We start from the raw sequence: 15,697 nt of genomic DNA, 5'->3' as shown, positions 1-15,697 counted from the left end.
TCAATTTGTTTTGATTTTAAAAATCCTTCGATGGCATTAAAACGGTGTTTTTACCATTATATTTTGTGCTCATCAAATATTTCTGGTGGCGCTGCAATTGGCTAACGCTACACTTCAGTAACGGAGAAGGTGCCAAATTAGTATGCCAACCTTTGCTTTTAATGATTAAATTACTTCCAATGAAAATTTTCAGGTAAGTTTTTGGGAAAAGCCCTACCTGGTAATTTTAAAAAACATACCTATAATACAAGAATTCATGGAAATCAACGTTTACTCATAATATATCCATTTGGTATATCTTGGATCTTGAACTTTACTAAACGCTAAATACTTATAATGAGAAAGTTACTTTTATGTGTAGTGCTGCTTGCCATTGCCCCTTGGATGAGCGCACAGCAAGAAAGAGCGATTACGACAGCGGTTCCTTTTTTGACCATTGCTGCAGATGCACGGGCTTCCGGTATGGGGGATATGGGTGTGGCAACTTCTTTTGATGCATATTCCCAACAGTGGAATCCGGCCAAATATGCCTTTGCCACCCAAAAATCGGGAATCGGAATCAGTTATACCCCGTATCTGGAAACCATTGTAAACGATGTTTCCCTTTTAAATGCCAATTATTATAACAAATTAAATGATCGGAGTGCCTTTGCTTTTGGACTTCGTTATTTTGGATTGGGGGAAATTGAACTAAGGCAGACTTTTGATCAACAACCCACGCTGGTCAAGCCCAATGAATTTGCTTTGGACGGTTCTTACTCTTTAAAACTGAGTCCGAGCTTTTCCATGGCAATCGGAGGTCGATTCATAAGTTCTAACCTTCGTTTTCAGGATAGTTCCCAAGATTCACAGGCGGCCAATGCTTTTGCTGTGGATATTGCAGGTTTCTATCGGTCTCGAGAAATTGCTTACAGTAATTATGATGGACGATGGAGAGCGGGCTTCAATATTTCCAACTTAGGCGGTTCTTTACAATATGATGCTGGGGGGCAAGAGAACTTTTTGCCTACAAACCTCAAATTCGGTGGAGGTTTCGATTTTATTTTTGATCAAGACAATGTCTTGGCCATAAGTACCGAATTTAATAAGCTATTGGTTCCCACGCCCAGGGATTTTAATGGTGATGGGCAAATTACGGCAGAAGATAATGATGAATACCAAAACATCAGTTTTTTTAATGGAATATTCGAATCCTTTGGCGATGCACCCGATGGGTTCGGTGAAGAGCTCAAGGAAGTAACTTGGGCATTGGGTGCCGAGTATAGGTTTAGAGAGGCATTTATGTTGCGAAGTGGTTACTTTAACGAAAGTGAAGAAAAAGGATCTAGAAAATTCTTTACGCTCGGGGCCGGTTTCAAGTTTAAATCAGCACAAATAGACCTTTCCTATCTGTTCTCTACCTCACAAGTAAGAAATCCTTTGGAAAACACATTGCGATTTTCCCTTACCTTTAATTTCGGTGAAGAATTCTACAACGATTAAAAAGGGCATAAAATATATGAATGAAAACCTGTCCCTTGGGCAGGTTTTTCTATTTTTGGAATACACTCGGGTTTAAATGAAAAAAGAGAAAATTGGTTTTGAACTGCTCATTTTTGATGATGCATCGGAGTTGTCACAAAACGAGCAAAAATTGTTAAAGCAGGCCGCGGCAGCAAGACAAGATGCCTACGCGCCATATTCCAAATTTAAGGTCGGTGCCGCCGTACTTTTGGAGAATGGCGAAGTGGTCATCGGGAACAATCAGGAGAATGCTTCCTATCCTTCAGGCTTATGTGCCGAGCGCGTGGCCATTTTTCATGCCGGGGCAAAATATCCTGGGGTGCCCGTAAAGGCTATTGCCATCAGTGCTTCTTCATCCAAGGAAGCGAATGGCGAACCTGCTGCTCCATGTGGCAATTGCAGGCAGTCCATTATAGAGTATGAACAAAAGCAGAAAAGCCCGATTTCGTTGTTGTTAAGTTCAGAAACTGGCCCTATATACAAGTGCAATTCCACCGCGGATATTTTGCCATTGGCATTCAATAGCTCATTTTTGGGCGATTCTTAATTCAATTCTTTTTCCAAAACAGATATATATGTATTTTTGCTTTCCCTACCACAGGGCGAAATTCATTTAATACAACTGTAGATGAAAAAAATCACCAAAGAAGTTTACCTTAAATGGTACGAGGACATGTTTTTCTGGAGAAAGTTCGAGGATAAACTTGCCGCCGTATATATTCAGCAAAAAGTTAGAGGTTTTCTGCACCTATACAATGGTCAGGAAGCGGTTCTGGCAGGGGCATTGCACGCAATGGACCTGGAAAAGGACCGCATGATCACTGCTTATCGAAACCACGTTCAACCGATAGGTATGGGAGTGGATCCTCGAAAAGTGATGGCAGAACTATATGGAAAAGTAACAGGTACCTCCAAAGGTAATGGTGGTTCCATGCACATTTTCTCCAAAGAACACCGTTTTTATGGTGGACATGGAATTGTAGGTGGACAAATTCCTTTGGGCGCTGGATTGGCATTCGGCGATAAATATTTTAAAAGGGACTCCGTAACACTTTGTTACATGGGCGATGGTGCTGTTAGGCAAGGTTCGCTTCACGAGGCCTTTAACTTGGCCATGTTGTGGCAATTGCCAGTAGTGTTCATTTGTGAAAACAACGGCTATGCCATGGGAACTTCCGTGGCCCGTACATCACACTCGACCGATATATGGAAGTTGGGTCTTGGTTACGAAATGCCATGTGGTCCGGTAGACGGAATGGATCCGGCCATTGTTGCCAAGGAAATGGACAAGGCCATAGAGCGTGCAAGAACAGGGGGAGGACCGACTTTCTTGGAGATGAAGACGTACAGATACCGTGGTCACTCCATGTCCGATGCCCAACACTACAGAACAAAAGAAGAAGTAGAAGAGTATAAAAAGATAGATCCGATTACGCAGGTTAAAGATGTGATTCTTGAGAAGGGATACGCATCGGAAGATGACCTGAAGAAAATCGATAAAAAGGTGAAGGACTTAGTGAAAGAGTGCGAGAAATTTGCTGAAGAGTCAGATTTCCCACCAAAAGAACAGTTGTACGACACCGTTTACGAGCAAGAAGACTATCCATTTTTACAACATAAATTATAATTAGATGGCAGAAGTAATCAACATGCCTAGATTGAGCGATACCATGGAAGAAGGAACCGTGGCAAAATGGCTCAAACAAGTAGGGGACAAAGTCGAAGAAGGGGATATATTGGCGGAAATCGAAACCGATAAAGCCACCATGGAATTTGAATCTTTTCACGAAGGGACTTTGCTCCACATCGGAATAGAGGAAGGTGATGGCGCCCCGGTTGATTCACTTTTAGCCATAATCGGTGAGGAAGGAGAAGATATTTCAGGTCTGTTGAATGGCGGGTCGGAAAGTTCTTCCGATTCAGCGAAAGAAGAAAAAACTTCAGAACCCGAAGTAGCGGAGGGTGCCACTTCTGCAAGCGAACCTGCCGATATTCCCGAAGGAGTGGAAATTATTACCATGCCACGGTTGAGCGATACCATGGAGGAGGGAACTGTAGCAAGCTGGTTAAAGAACGTTGGAGATGAGGTAGAGGAAGGAGATATCCTGGCGGAGATTGAAACCGACAAGGCAACCATGGAGTTTGAATCGTTCTATTCCGGAACGCTCTTGCATATCGGTATTCAAGAAGGAGAAGGAGCTCCTGTGGATTCTTTGTTGGCCATCATAGGGCCAGAAGGAACCGATGTCGATGCTGTGTTGAAGGCACAAGCTGGAGGTGGCTCTTCCAAGAGTGCACCAAAGAAAGAAGCTTCCAAAGAGGCCGCTCCAAAAGCAGCTGAAGAATCATCCAGTAAAGAAGAAACAGCACCTGCCACACAAGATGGGCAGCGCATTTTTGCTTCACCATTGGCCAAAAAGATTGCTGAGGAAAAAGGCATTAACCTGGCAGATGTAAAAGGAACGGGTGATAACGGTAGAATAGTTAAAAAGGACATAGAGAACTTTACACCTGCTGCAAAAGCTGCACCATCAGCAGAAAAAACCGAGGCTTCTCCAGCGGTAGCACCAGTTGCCCTACCTGTTGGTGAGGAAAGCGTTGAAGAAGTTAAAAACTCTACCATGCGTAAGGTGATCGCCAAGCGTTTGGGCGAGTCCAAATTCTCTGCACCTCATTACTATCTTACTATTGAGGTAGATATGGACAATGCAAAGGCATCGCGTTCACAGATCAACAATTTACCGGATACCAAAGTGTCTTTCAACGATATGGTGTTGAAAGCTTGTGCCATGGCGCTCAAAAAGCACCCTCAGGTAAATACATCTTGGAACGGAGATACTACTGTGTACAAACATCACGTGCATATGGGCGTTGCCGTGGCTGTAGATGAAGGTCTTGTGGTTCCTGTAATAAAATTTGCAGATCAGTTAAGCCTAACGCAATTGGGAACTGCTGTAAAAGATTTGGCCGGTAGGGCAAGAAACAAGAAAATCAAGCCAGATGAAATGGAAGGAAGTACTTTTACCGTTTCCAACTTGGGGATGTTCGGTATATTGGAATTCACTTCCATCATCAATCAACCGAATTCTGCGATTTTGTCCGTTGGGGCCATTGTTGAAAAGCCAGTGGTTAAAAACGGAGAAATTGTACCGGGCAGTACCATGAAGGTTACATTGGCCTGTGATCACAGAACAGTTGATGGTGCAACCGGGGCTCAATTCCTTCAAACATTGAGGGCATACCTAGAGAATCCAGTGACCATGTTGGCATAATTTTCCAATGTCCCATTGAACGTCGCCAAAAGGTACATTCAACAACATATCATCAAAAGCATCCTTAATCGGGATGCTTTTTTTATCTTTAATGAATTCAAAAATCAAAAAAATGAAGATACTGATCTACGCCTTGGCAGCTCTTTTTGCAATGAACTGCGGTTCTACACAGGTTGCTGAAACTACGGTGATTGCATCGCCAGCTTTACCGGATTCGGAGGATATGTTTACCAATTCGGAAAGAATAGGTGAAATGATGAACTACTTGGCGTCCAATGATCTTAAAGGAAGGGATTCGGGTAGCGAAGGGATAGAAATGGCAGCAAAGTATATAGAGACTTATTTTAAATCCTACAGACTTGAGCCTTACTTTGAAACCTATAGGGATACCCTCTCAAACTTCAATAAGCCTTCATATAATATGGTAGGGGTGGTTGAAGGCAATGATCCTGAATTAAAAGATGAGTACATCCTGATTGGAGCACATTACGATCACATTGGCATTGTAAAACCCGAAAATGGGGATGCCATTGCCAACGGAGCTAACGATAATGCTTCGGGAACTTCTACGGTTTTGGAAATGGCCCGTTATTTTGGGACAAAAAGAACCAACAAACGCAGTTTGATTTTTGCCTTGTTCAGTGCAGAGGAAAAAGGTTTGTTGGGATCAAAACATTTGGCCAAAACGTTAAAAGAGGAAGACCTGAACCTCTATACCATGCTCAATTTTGAAATGACCGGTGTTCCCTTGAAGGGAAAAGATTATTTTATGTATATCACTGGATATGACATGTCCAATTTGGCCGAAGTGAGTAATAAATATGCTGGTGAGAAATTGGTGGGTTTCCTGCCTACGGCGAAAGAATTCAATTTGTACCAGCGATCGGACAACTACCCGTTTCATGAGGAGTTCGGAGTGCCTTCACATACCTTCTGCACTTTTGATTTTACCAATTTTAATCACTACCATAAAGTTGGGGATGAACCTGATATTATGGATTTTGCCCATATGGCACAATTGGTAAACAATACCATTCCAATAATTGAGGGGATTGCCAATGCACCGACACAAGAAATTGAACTGACAAAATAGAAGGAAATCGCTATCTGATTATGGCAAACATTATTATAACGGGAACAAGCAGGGGTATTGGATTTGAGCTGGTTAAACTTTTTGCCCAAGAAGGGCATCAAGTATTGGCACTATCTCGAAATGAAAAGCCTGTGAAAAACCTAAACCTTCCCAATGTGCATTGTTTTTCGTTTGATTTGGGCGACGCAACAGACTATGAAAAGTTGAGCCATTTTTTGAAGCAATGGCATGTAGTAGATGTGCTCATTAACAATGCGGGCCGATTGTTGAACAAGCCATTTTCGGAAACGACACCGGAAGAATTTGAAAGTGTTTACAAAGTAAACGTGTTCGGTGTGGCCGAAATTACAAAGACCGTGCTGCCTATGATGGGCCAAGAAGGGCATGTGCTTACTGTGAGTTCGATGGGAGGAGTGCAAGGGAGCATGAAATTCCCTGGATTATCCGCTTACAGTTCAAGTAAAGGAGCGGTGATTACATTGACGGAACTATTGGCAGAAGAGTACAAGGAAACAGGACCGAGTTTTAATGTGCTGGCATTGGGAGCCGTGCAAACCGAAATGTTGGAAGAAGCATTCCCAGGCTATAAAGCTCCCGTTACAGCATTGGAGATGGCCACATATATCAAAGATTTTGCCTTGACCGGACAAAAACTCTACAATGGAAAGCTGCTTCAGGTAAGTAATAGTACGCCCTAGATTTTCTCATTATAGATACTCTGGATAAACTCGTAACTTTATCCCAGTGAACGATACCCTTCAAAAATACCTTCCAGAGCTTGCCGTAGCTCCCTGTTTTGAGCTCATCAAAACGCATGGGGTGCATTTAAAAATTGTAAACCATAGAGTAACAAGGCATGGTGATTACCGTAGGTTACCCAATGGGTTACATCAAATTACCGTAAATGCCTCATTGAACAAATACCGGTTTTTGATCACGCTCGTCCACGAAATCGCGCATTTGGTGGCCTTTGAATCCTATGGTCGTCGAATAAAACCGCACGGAATGGAATGGAAGCATACTTTTCAGCACTTAATGGTTCCCTTTATTAGGCCAGAAGTGTTTCCCTCCCAATTGTTGCCCATTATTGCGAACCATTTTAAAAACCCAAAGGCCAGCAGTAGTACCGATGCCAGATTGTCCATTGCACTGAAAGCCTTTGATGAGGATGAACGGCAGCACAGTTATGTGTACGAGTTGCCCATCGGCAGTGTTTTTAGGCTGTACAATGGCAGGTTGTTCAAAAAAGGGAGCAAAAAAGTAAAACGATACGAATGTGTGGAGTTATCCACTGGACGATTATATTTGTTCCAGCCAAATGCAGAGGTAGAGTTGGTTAAAGATGTGGCAGGTTAGCCAAAAAAAAGTAGAAAACTTCAAAAATGAACAAGAATTATTACGCGGTTTTAATGGCAGGCGGAGTTGGTTCCCGCTTTTGGCCTGTAAGTACATCATCCAACCCCAAACAGTTCCATGATATGTTGGGAACGGGAAAAACCTTGATTCAAAAAACCTTTGATCGTTTAAATAGGTTTATTCCCACCGAAAACATTTTGATCCTGACCAATGAGCGTTACAACGATTTGGTCCTGGAACAATTGCCGATGGTAAAGCAGGAGCAAGTCGTGTTGGAACCGGCCATGAGAAATACGGCCCCCTGTATTTTGTATGCTTCCTTAAAGATTCAAAAAATGAATCCCAATGCGGTAATGATCGTAGCCCCAAGCGATCACTGGATAGAGGACGAAGCAGCATTTGAAAAAGATGTGACCGCTTGCTTTGATAAATGTGAGGAGGAAAATGCGCTATGCACCTTGGGTATTCAGCCTACCTTCCCAAATACGGGCTTTGGTTATATCGAATTTGAGAAGGGAAGTGACGAAAACCTGAAAAAGGTGTCCCAGTTCAGGGAAAAGCCAGATTATGAAACCGCAAAGGAATTTTTGGCACAAGGCAACTTTTTGTGGAACGCAGGTATATTCATGTGGAGCGTGGAGACCATAGTGGAAGCCTTCAAACAATACCAGCCAAGTCAATATGAATTATTTGGCAAAGGAATTTCCAGTTATAACACATCGGAAGAAAGAGCCTTTATTCAAGAAAATTATGCAAAGGCGGAAAACATATCCATCGATTATGCTATCTTGGAGCAATCCAAATCCATTTATACCCTGCCTGCTACTTTTGATTGGAACGACTTGGGAACCTGGGGAGCTCTTTACGACAAACTTGATAAAGACGAAGATGGGAATGCCGTTGTGAATGCCCAAGTACTGTTGGAAGATGCCAAAGGGAACATGATTCGTACCCCAAAAGGGAAAGTTGTTGTGGTAGATGGTCTGGAAGACTATATTATTGTGGATAAGGAAGAGGTGCTCCTGATTTATCCAAAGGACAAACAACAGGATATTAAAAAAGTATTGAACCAAGTAAAAGAAAAATTTGGGGATCAGTTTGCGTAATAGATGAGCGAAGAACAAAAAAAGGGTATGGAAACCACAGCTCCCAATCAAGATAGTGGAGATGAGGTAAAAAAGGACTTTAAGGGCCTTTTGGGCAGTGTGCGCAAGTTCCTATCGGACTTATTGGAAATACGCTCCAATACAGATGCCGCCGCCACAAAGGAATCCATAATTGCCGATATACCCTTTAAAAACCATACCACTTGGATTTTGATATGTTCTATTTTTATTGCCTCTATTGGGTTGAACGCAAACTCTACAGCAGTGGTTATCGGCGCCATGCTTATTTCCCCTTTGATGGGTCCCATTTTGGGAATGGGCATGTCCTTGGCCATAAATGATATCGATACATTGAGAAGATCGCTCAAAAACTTTGCTGTAATGGTGGTGTTGAGCGTGATAACCGCGTTTCTATTTTTCTACTTTTTTCCACTACGGGATGAATCATCGGAATTGCTGGCGCGTACCAAGCCCGATATCCGGGATGTACTGATTGCATTTTTTGGTGGACTGGCCCTTGTGATCGCCCGAGCCAAAAAAGGAACCATTGCCAGTGTTATTTTTGGTGTGGCAATCGCAACGGCCCTGATGCCTCCTTTATGTACTGTAGGCTTTGGTTTGGCCATAGGAAAACCTTGGTATGCGGCAGGTGCCATGTACCTTTTTACCATCAATACCATTTTTATTGGTTTGGCTACTTTTCTGGTCATCAAGTTTTTAAGGTTTCCGATGGTGCGATACGCGAATTCCCATAGGAGGAGGCTTATTGCACGTTTGGCTTCCATTACCGGCGTTTTGGTGATGATTCCCGCAGGTTTTACATTTTATAAAGTATTTCAAGAATCACTTTTTAAAAAACAGGCCCAGGAGTTTTTACAGGAAACGGTGGAGGTGTATCAGTTTGATGGTTCCGGTAGATATGTGGACAACCTCACAAAATTGGAATATGTGGATGATGGAGCTTCCATGATAGAAGTTGTGTTTATGGGGGATGAATTGGTTCCGGAGAATGTGATAAATACTTGGCGCACACAAAAAAACCAATTCTCAAGGCTAAAGAATGCAGAGCTCCATATTATACAAGGAGGGAAGGACGATTCCGAGGAAAAGTTCAATTACGTGAGTGAACTTTATGAAAAAAACAAAGCGGAACTGCTGAACAAAGACGAACAAATTCGATTGCTCGAAGAAGAATTGGCCACTTTGACCAAAAACGCGGGCAAACGGATTCCTTTCCAGAATATTAGTGCAGAGGCCAAGGCCAATTATGAGAATATCGATGCATTGGGTTTTTCATATCAAGTTCGCACCGATTTTAAAAAAACGGATACCATACCTGTTTTTGAGGTGAATTGGAAAAGTGGTGTGAGTTCAAGTCAAAAGGAATCGGATACAAAAAAAATGTTGGCTTGGTTAAAGCTGCGCCTTCAGGATTCGACTTTGGTTATCAAAGAAGTGGATTAATTATTTAAATGTCCGATATCCACCTTAATTCCGTTCCTCAATATACATTTGCCGCACTTTTTTAAAGAGCTCGGATGAATAAACAAAATCGGTAACAGCTTTGTTTTCGGTCTTAAAGATTTCCTTGTTTGTTCCTTCCCATTCTTTAAGTCCGTTTTTTAAGAAGATGATTTTTTCCCCAATCTCCATCACCGAGTTCATGTCGTGTGTGTTGATCACCGTGGTTATATCGTATTCCTGTGTGATTTCGTGAATCAGGTTATCTATCAAAATGGCTGTTTTGGGATCTAGTCCAGAATTGGGTTCATCACAAAACAAGTATTTTGGGTTCATTACAATGGCGCGAGCAATGGCAACTCTCTTTTGCATACCTCCGGAAATTTCAGCAGGATACCTTTTGTGTGCATCAACTAGGTTGACACGCTTCAAAACAAAATCCACACGATCTTGCTTTTCGGATTGTGATTGGTTGGTAAACATATCCAACGGGAACATGACATTGCCTTCCACGGTCATGGAATCAAAAAGAGCACTTCCTTGGAATACCATACCCATTTCTTGCCTTAGGTTTCTTCTTTCTTTTAACGAAAGGTCGGAGTAGTATTGACCGTTGTAGCAAATACTTCCTTCGTCGGGCTCAAAAAGGCCTAATAAGCATTTTAAAAAAACTGTTTTTCCCGAACCACTTTGCCCAATGATAAGGTTGGTCTTTCCTTTATCAAATATTGTTGAAATTCCCTTTAGAACGTGATTGTCCCCAAACGATTTATGTATGTTCTCTACCTCTATCATTAGCCCAACAACAATTGTGTTAATACGTAGTTCAATATAATAATCACCACACTGGTCCATACAAACGAGGTGGTACTGGCCTTTCCTACTTCCAAGGCTCCCCCTGTCATATAATAACCATGATAAGATGGTACGGTAGCGATTACAAAGGCAAAAACCACCGATTTTATAAATGCATAGGTCACATGGAACGAATCAAAATCCATTTGTAGCCCTTGGATAAATTCCCCGCTGGGTGCAAAACCCCCAAAAACAGCTGCGACCCATCCTCCTAAAATACCAACAAACATGGAAATAGCCACTGCAAAAGGATATAACATAGTGGCAACAATTTTTGGAAAAACAAGATAGTTCAACGAGTTGATGCCCATTACCTCAAGAGCATCAATTTGCTCTGTTACCCTCATGGTGCCAATGCTGGAAGTAATGTAAGAGCCTACTTTCCCAGCCATAATAATGGAGGTAAAGGTAGGGGCAAACTCCAGAATCATCGATTGCCTTGTGGCAAAACCAATAAGACTTTTGGGTAATAAGGGGCTATTTAGGTTAAGTGCTGTTTGAATGGTAACAACACCGCCAATAAAAAAGGAAATAAAAATAATGATGCCCATGGCGCCATAAATCAGCTCATCGATTTCCTTGAAGATCAAGGTTTTCATAATGCGCCACTTGGTAGGTTTTTTAAATACTTCCCAGATCATGATGAAGTATTTTCCAATCGCTTCTAGGTATTTCATGCGTTTTATGGACTTGAGGTCATAAAAATAAGAATATTGTGGAGCATTTAACCTTGATTTAAATTTTTAAACGGCAGAATTCAATAGTTTTGCTCTTATTCGATTAAATCCCTAGCATGAAAACAAGCAATTTTATAGTTTCCATTTTAGCATTGTGCATGATCAGTTTTACCTATGGTCAACGCAGAAAAAAGAACGATGCAGCAGCTCAACCTGCACCCATTGCCCAAACACCAAAATTGGTTGTGGGCATTGTGGTCGATCAAATGAGGTATGACTACTTGACCCGTTTTTGGAATCAATACGGAGAAGGAGGTTTTAAAAGATTGGTAAACGAGGGGTTTAATTGCAAAAACAATCATTTTAACTATGCACCTACCAGTACGGGGCCTGGACACACTTCTGTCTATACCGGGACAACCCCTTCCATGCACGGCATTATTGGAAATAATTGGTTCGATAAGGAATCGGGCGAAGAGGTATACTGTGCAGGTGATGACAGCTATACTTCAGTGGGAACAACCTCGGATGCTGGACAAATGTCGCCGCACCGAATGCTTGTAACCACGATTACCGATCAATTACGTTTGCACACTCAAAAACGAGGTAAAGTGATTGGTGTTGCCTTGAAGGACAGAGGTGCCATTTTACCTGCAGGCCATGCTGCCAATGCGGCTTATTGGTTTGAAGGTGGCGAAACGGGAAATTGGATTACCAGCTCCTATTATATGGACGAATTGCCACAGTGGGTAGTGGATTTCAATGCTTCGGATAAGGTTGAAGTATACAAGAAACCGTGGAATACCCTAAAACCCATTGAAACTTATGTGGAAAGCGGTTTGGATGCCAATAATTATGAAGGATTGCAAAAAGGGGAAACAACGAATACTTTTCCGCACGACCTGCCTGCCATTTGGGATCAAAATGGTCAGTTTGATCTGATAAGAAGAAGTCCTTATGGGAACAGCATTACTGCGGATTTTGCCTTGGCGGCTTTGGAAGCGGAAGATTTGGGAGCTGATACCATTACCGATTTCTTGGCCATCAGTTTTTCAAGTACCGATTATGTGGGTCATTTTTTTGGGGTCAATTCCAAGGAAGTGGAGGACACATATATTAGACTGGACCAAGATTTGGCCCGAATACTTTCCACTTTGGACGAAAAAGTGGGAGAAGGGGAATACACAGTTTTCCTGACCGCTGATCATGCAGCCATTAATGTGCCATCCTACTTAATGGACTCCAAGATTCCAGCGGGATATTTGGATATGGATGGTATGCAAAGCAAGTTTGATGAGTTTCTACAGTACAAATACGGAACTACCGATGTGGTACGGGATCTTTCCAATTATCAACTGTTCTTGGACCATAAGATTTTGGCCAATTTGGATATTGATTTGGATGATGCACAAGAGGATATCGCACGAGAACTATTGGCTTACGAAGGTATTGGACAAGTGTACACAGCGTACCAAATATGGAAAAACGAATATACCGAAGGTATTCCGTACATTTTGCAGAACGGCTATAACCAAAAGCGTTCCGGGGATGTGTTGCTTGTGCCCAATGTAGGTTACATCTCTTACAGTAGAACGGGTTCCACCCATGGTTCGGCACAGATCTACGATACCCATGTTCCATTATTGCTTTACGGAAAGGGAATTAAGCAGGGAAGTACGGTGAGCCGTACCGAGATTCCCGATATTGCTCCTACCATTGCAGCCCTGTTGGGCATTGCATTCCCGAATGGGGCTACAGGACAGCCGATAAAGGAGGTTTTGGAGTTTGAATAATCACAACTTCGACCAAATACCCTTCCAGCGAAAGCCACGGATAAATTTGCCCTCTTTTTTGGAAACGTATTTGGGTTGTTGTTGGAAGAATGCTGCCAGATAACCCAAAATCGCTTGGAGGTAGAGGTTGGGGCTTTTGGCCTGCCAAGCCATTTTTAATGCGGCAATTTTGGTGAGAACAATACCGTAGCGCATTTTATACATGGCAACTCCTTTGGATCGATGGTTTTTGGCACTGTACCCATGTCCCGTTGGGCGGAGGTGCTTTACTTTGAGTTCCGTAAGCGTTAAAGTGTCAAAATCGTGGTAGTTGGCCAAAAGGATATCCACCGTATCCCAGCCAACACCGGGCCGTAAACCACCTATTTTGTTGAAACAGGCTTTGTGATACAATTTTATAGGACCTCTGATATGAGTTTTATCGGAGATGTGCTCATATACCCATTGATCACCTTTTTTGATGTATAAAAGTCCAGAGCACATACCCAGTTTCCAATTGGCCTGAAATTGATTGACGATGAGCTCAAAATAATTGGGAGGTAGAACAATGTCCGCATCAAATTTTCCTATGAGGTCAAATTCTGAGGTGTGTTCCAGTCCAAAATTAAAGGTATCCACCACTTTTTTTCCAGGTACGTGTTCATCAGCAGATGTACGCTGAAGCACTTTTATCCAGTGGTGTTCCTTTGCAAAGCTCTCGGCTATTTTAAAAGTATCATCCGAGGAATTGTCATCCACCAAAATAAGCTCGTTGGGCAAATAAGTTTGCCCCACAAAGGAGTCCAAGCAATCTTTTAAATAAACTGCTTCATTATGGGCGGGGATAACAATACTGATTCGCATTTGCTAAAATTCCAAAAAACCGGGCACTTATCCCAAATTACTTTTAGGTCCTTTCGGCATAAACAATATAGTACCTGTTTGTAAAGTATCTTAGAATAGGCCGTATCCCAATTTTTTTGGTTGGGTTTGTCCATTTGGCAGTATCCTTAATGGTCCAACCAGCCTTTTCCAAAAGCCAATCAAATTGCCAATCTTCAAATTCGTGATAATGACGGTCCCATGGGTCGGTTTTGCTCCGGTAGGCAGGTGAAAACCATAATCGCATAGGTACGCTTGCCACTATTTTTTTGGCTTTTATCTCTTTCAAAACATTTAAGGGAGCCACCAAATGTTCAAAAATCTCGAAGGCAGTGACCACATCTGCATCTGATCGTGCAACTTTATCAAATTTGAAATCCAAATCTTCACCTTGGGTATTTTCCACTTGGTACCCGTTGGATTTCATTATTTCAGAAAAGGGATTTTCAACTCCTAGGTCCAAAATGGATTCTGAAGTATTGATGTGCTTTCTTAAGAATGCTAAAGTATGCTTGTAGCGTTTATTGGGAAAGTTGTTCTCGTACATCTAATATTTGTATACAATGGCGTTGATGTTCATACCGGCACCAACACTTGCAAATATAACAACATCTCCCTTTTTTACTTCATGTTCCGGTAGCTTGCCTTTAAGGACCATATCATATAAAGTGGGAACAGTGGCGACTGAACTGTTGCCCAAATCTTGAATGCTCATGGGCATGATATTTTCTGGAACGGCTTTTCCATAGATCTTATAGAATCGCTTGATGATGGCTTCATCCATTTTTTCATTGGCCTGATGAATAAAGATTTTCTTGACATCATCGATTGCAACGCCACTATCATCCAAACAGGAAGCCATGGCCTTGGGAACGTTAACGCAAGCGAACTCATAAATTTTTCTTCCCTGCATTTTTATGTACCGGGTATCCTTGGATTCGGAAGGGCTATTGGATTTGTCAAAATATAAATAATAGGCCTCCTCATTGGCATAAGTTACCGAGGCATGGGACAATATCTCCCCGTTAGGTGGATCGGCCTCCAAAATGGTAGCTCCGGCACCATCGGAAAAAATCATACTGTCACGGTCGTGCCTGTCCACAACTCGAGAAAGGGTTTCGCCGCCTATCACCAAACATTTTTTGGCCATACCACTTTTAATAAAAGCAGTTGCCTGAATCATGCCCTCTATCCATCCTGGACAACCAAAAATTAGATCGTAAGCAACACATTTTGGATTTTGGATACGCAATAAGTGCTTTACGCGAGTCGCCAAACTTGGCAAAGTGTCCCCTTGAATTTTTCCGGGTGTCAGGTCTCCAAAATTGTGTGCGAAGATGATGTAATCAAGTTCCTCTTTATCCACTCCAGCATTCGCGATAGCTTCTTCGGCGGCCAAAAAGCCAATGTCCGAAGTCTTGAGGTCTGGTTTTGCATATCGTCGATTTTCAATACCTGTTATCGCTTCGAACTTCTCAATGATCACATTGTTCTGTTGTTCAAAGGCCGACCCATCGGTCTCCATAAACTCATGATTCAAAAAATCTTCGTTTTTGGTTACTATGGAAGGGATGTAGCTTCCAGTGCCTGTAATGCCGATTTTCATTTTATATAGGGGTTTTAAATAAAAACAAGTTAAGATATCTAAACTTTAGGTGCTATGCATGCATAACAATTGTTACAATGTTCAAAAGGTACCGTTTATATGGCTGGATATGAA

The 15,697-nt window shown here is 42.1% G+C and carries 15 protein-coding genes; 10 read left to right on the top strand and 5 right to left on the bottom strand.

The features are described 5' to 3' along the window. Positions 1-336: 336 nt before the first annotated feature. The 9 genes from porV to J0654_RS17385 all read left to right on the top strand — a co-directional run bounded on the left by porV (position 337) and on the right by J0654_RS17385 (position 9,794). The gene (gene porV, locus J0654_RS17425) at positions 337-1,482 is read left to right on the top strand and encodes a type IX secretion system outer membrane channel protein PorV (protein ID WP_207030389.1); all 1,146 of its coding nucleotides are present in this window, start codon (positions 337-339) and stop codon (positions 1,480-1,482) included. A 76-nt stretch (positions 1,483-1,558) separates the two neighbouring features. Further along, positions 1,559-2,050 (top strand): cytidine deaminase, encoded by a 492-nt coding sequence (gene cdd / locus J0654_RS17420; RefSeq protein WP_207030388.1) that lies wholly within the window; start codon positions 1,559-1,561, stop codon positions 2,048-2,050. A gap of 81 nt (positions 2,051-2,131) precedes the next feature. Further along, entirely contained in the window at positions 2,132-3,130 is a 999-nt protein-coding gene (gene pdhA / locus J0654_RS17415) for a pyruvate dehydrogenase (acetyl-transferring) E1 component subunit alpha (protein ID WP_207030387.1), read from the top strand. 4 nt (positions 3,131-3,134) lie between these two features. Further along, positions 3,135-4,775, top strand: coding sequence for a pyruvate dehydrogenase complex dihydrolipoamide acetyltransferase (locus J0654_RS17410; protein ID WP_207030386.1), 1,641 nt, complete (start codon positions 3,135-3,137; stop codon positions 4,773-4,775). Positions 4,776-4,887: 112 nt separating this feature from the next. Further along, positions 4,888-5,868: a M28 family metallopeptidase gene (locus tag J0654_RS17405; RefSeq protein ID WP_207030385.1), complete on the top strand. Its 981-nt coding sequence runs from the start codon at positions 4,888-4,890 to the stop codon at positions 5,866-5,868. Positions 5,869-5,888: 20 nt separating this feature from the next. Further along, positions 5,889-6,566 (top strand): SDR family NAD(P)-dependent oxidoreductase, encoded by a 678-nt coding sequence (locus J0654_RS17400; RefSeq protein WP_207030384.1) that lies wholly within the window; start codon positions 5,889-5,891, stop codon positions 6,564-6,566. Positions 6,567-6,612: 46 nt separating this feature from the next. Beyond that, positions 6,613-7,224, top strand: a complete 612-nt coding sequence (locus tag J0654_RS17395) for a SprT-like domain-containing protein (protein WP_207030383.1) — start codon at positions 6,613-6,615, stop codon at positions 7,222-7,224. A gap of 26 nt (positions 7,225-7,250) precedes the next feature. Continuing rightward, entirely contained in the window at positions 7,251-8,330 is a 1,080-nt protein-coding gene (locus J0654_RS17390) for a mannose-1-phosphate guanylyltransferase (protein WP_207030382.1), read from the top strand. Between the two features lie 3 nt (positions 8,331-8,333). Beyond that, positions 8,334-9,794 carry a DUF389 domain-containing protein gene (locus J0654_RS17385; RefSeq protein WP_207030381.1) on the top strand — a complete coding sequence of 487 codons (1,461 nt, stop codon included), beginning with the start codon at positions 8,334-8,336 and terminating at the stop codon, positions 9,792-9,794. Positions 9,795-9,818: 24 nt separating this feature from the next. On the opposite strand, the gene J0654_RS17380 is transcribed toward J0654_RS17385, so the two are convergent. Next, positions 9,819-10,586, bottom strand: a complete 768-nt coding sequence (locus J0654_RS17380) for an ABC transporter ATP-binding protein (protein WP_207030422.1) — start codon at positions 10,584-10,586, stop codon at positions 9,819-9,821. Next, the gene (locus J0654_RS17375; protein WP_207030380.1) at positions 10,586-11,323 is read right to left on the bottom strand and encodes an MlaE family ABC transporter permease; all 738 of its coding nucleotides are present in this window, start codon (positions 11,321-11,323) and stop codon (positions 10,586-10,588) included. The genes J0654_RS17380 and J0654_RS17375 overlap by 1 nt, the downstream gene beginning before the upstream one ends. Positions 11,324-11,439: 116 nt before the next feature. On the opposite strand from J0654_RS17375, the gene pafA reads away from it, so the two are divergent. Next, positions 11,440-13,116: an alkaline phosphatase PafA gene (gene pafA, locus J0654_RS17370; RefSeq protein ID WP_207030379.1), complete on the top strand. Its 1,677-nt coding sequence runs from the start codon at positions 11,440-11,442 to the stop codon at positions 13,114-13,116. Here the strand turns inward: pafA and J0654_RS17365 are convergent, their stop codons facing one another. Genes J0654_RS17365 through J0654_RS17355 form a run of 3 tightly spaced genes read right to left on the bottom strand, consistent with a single transcriptional unit; the run spans position 13,117 to position 15,583 of the window. Continuing rightward, complete coding sequence (locus J0654_RS17365; RefSeq protein ID WP_207030378.1) at positions 13,117-13,959, bottom strand: glycosyltransferase family 2 protein; 843 nt, start codon at positions 13,957-13,959, stop codon at positions 13,117-13,119. A gap of 43 nt (positions 13,960-14,002) precedes the next feature. Then, positions 14,003-14,524, bottom strand: coding sequence for a class I SAM-dependent methyltransferase (locus tag J0654_RS17360; protein ID WP_207030377.1), 522 nt, complete (start codon positions 14,522-14,524; stop codon positions 14,003-14,005). Next, positions 14,525-15,583: a 3-oxoacyl-ACP synthase III family protein gene (locus J0654_RS17355; protein ID WP_207030376.1), complete on the bottom strand. Its 1,059-nt coding sequence runs from the start codon at positions 15,581-15,583 to the stop codon at positions 14,525-14,527. Between the last annotated feature and the right edge of the window lie 114 nt (positions 15,584-15,697).

This window comes from Flagellimonas profundi, from assembly GCF_017313275.1.
Taxonomy (GTDB): Bacteria; Bacteroidota; Bacteroidia; order Flavobacteriales; family Flavobacteriaceae; genus Flagellimonas; species Flagellimonas profundi.
Note: the sequence above shows the minus strand (reverse complement) of the source record. Positions and strands in the feature narration are given on the sequence as shown.

Excerpts from the sequence above, each read along its gene's own strand:
- J0654_RS17380 (WP_207030422.1), bottom strand. The coding sequence starts at position 10,586 with ATGATAGAGGTAGAGAACATACATAAATCGTTTGGGGACAATCACGTT.
- J0654_RS17385 (WP_207030381.1), top strand. The coding sequence starts at position 8,334 with ATGAGCGAAGAACAAAAAAAGGGTATGGAAACCACAGCTCCCAATCAA.
- J0654_RS17390 (WP_207030382.1), top strand. The coding sequence starts at position 7,251 with ATGAACAAGAATTATTACGCGGTTTTAATGGCAGGCGGAGTTGGTTCC.
- J0654_RS17405 (WP_207030385.1), top strand. The coding sequence starts at position 4,888 with ATGAAGATACTGATCTACGCCTTGGCAGCTCTTTTTGCAATGAACTGC.
- J0654_RS17365 (WP_207030378.1), bottom strand. The coding sequence starts at position 13,959 with ATGCGAATCAGTATTGTTATCCCCGCCCATAATGAAGCAGTTTATTTA.
- J0654_RS17355 (WP_207030376.1), bottom strand. The coding sequence starts at position 15,583 with ATGAAAATCGGCATTACAGGCACTGGAAGCTACATCCCTTCCATAGTA.
- porV (WP_207030389.1), top strand. The coding sequence starts at position 337 with ATGAGAAAGTTACTTTTATGTGTAGTGCTGCTTGCCATTGCCCCTTGG.
- pafA (WP_207030379.1), top strand. The coding sequence starts at position 11,440 with ATGAAAACAAGCAATTTTATAGTTTCCATTTTAGCATTGTGCATGATC.
- J0654_RS17360 (WP_207030377.1), bottom strand. The coding sequence starts at position 14,524 with ATGTACGAGAACAACTTTCCCAATAAACGCTACAAGCATACTTTAGCA.
- pdhA (WP_207030387.1), top strand. The coding sequence starts at position 2,132 with ATGAAAAAAATCACCAAAGAAGTTTACCTTAAATGGTACGAGGACATG.
- J0654_RS17410 (WP_207030386.1), top strand. The coding sequence starts at position 3,135 with ATGGCAGAAGTAATCAACATGCCTAGATTGAGCGATACCATGGAAGAA.
- J0654_RS17400 (WP_207030384.1), top strand. The coding sequence starts at position 5,889 with ATGGCAAACATTATTATAACGGGAACAAGCAGGGGTATTGGATTTGAG.
- J0654_RS17375 (WP_207030380.1), bottom strand. The coding sequence starts at position 11,323 with ATGAAATACCTAGAAGCGATTGGAAAATACTTCATCATGATCTGGGAA.
- cdd (WP_207030388.1), top strand. The coding sequence starts at position 1,559 with ATGAAAAAAGAGAAAATTGGTTTTGAACTGCTCATTTTTGATGATGCA.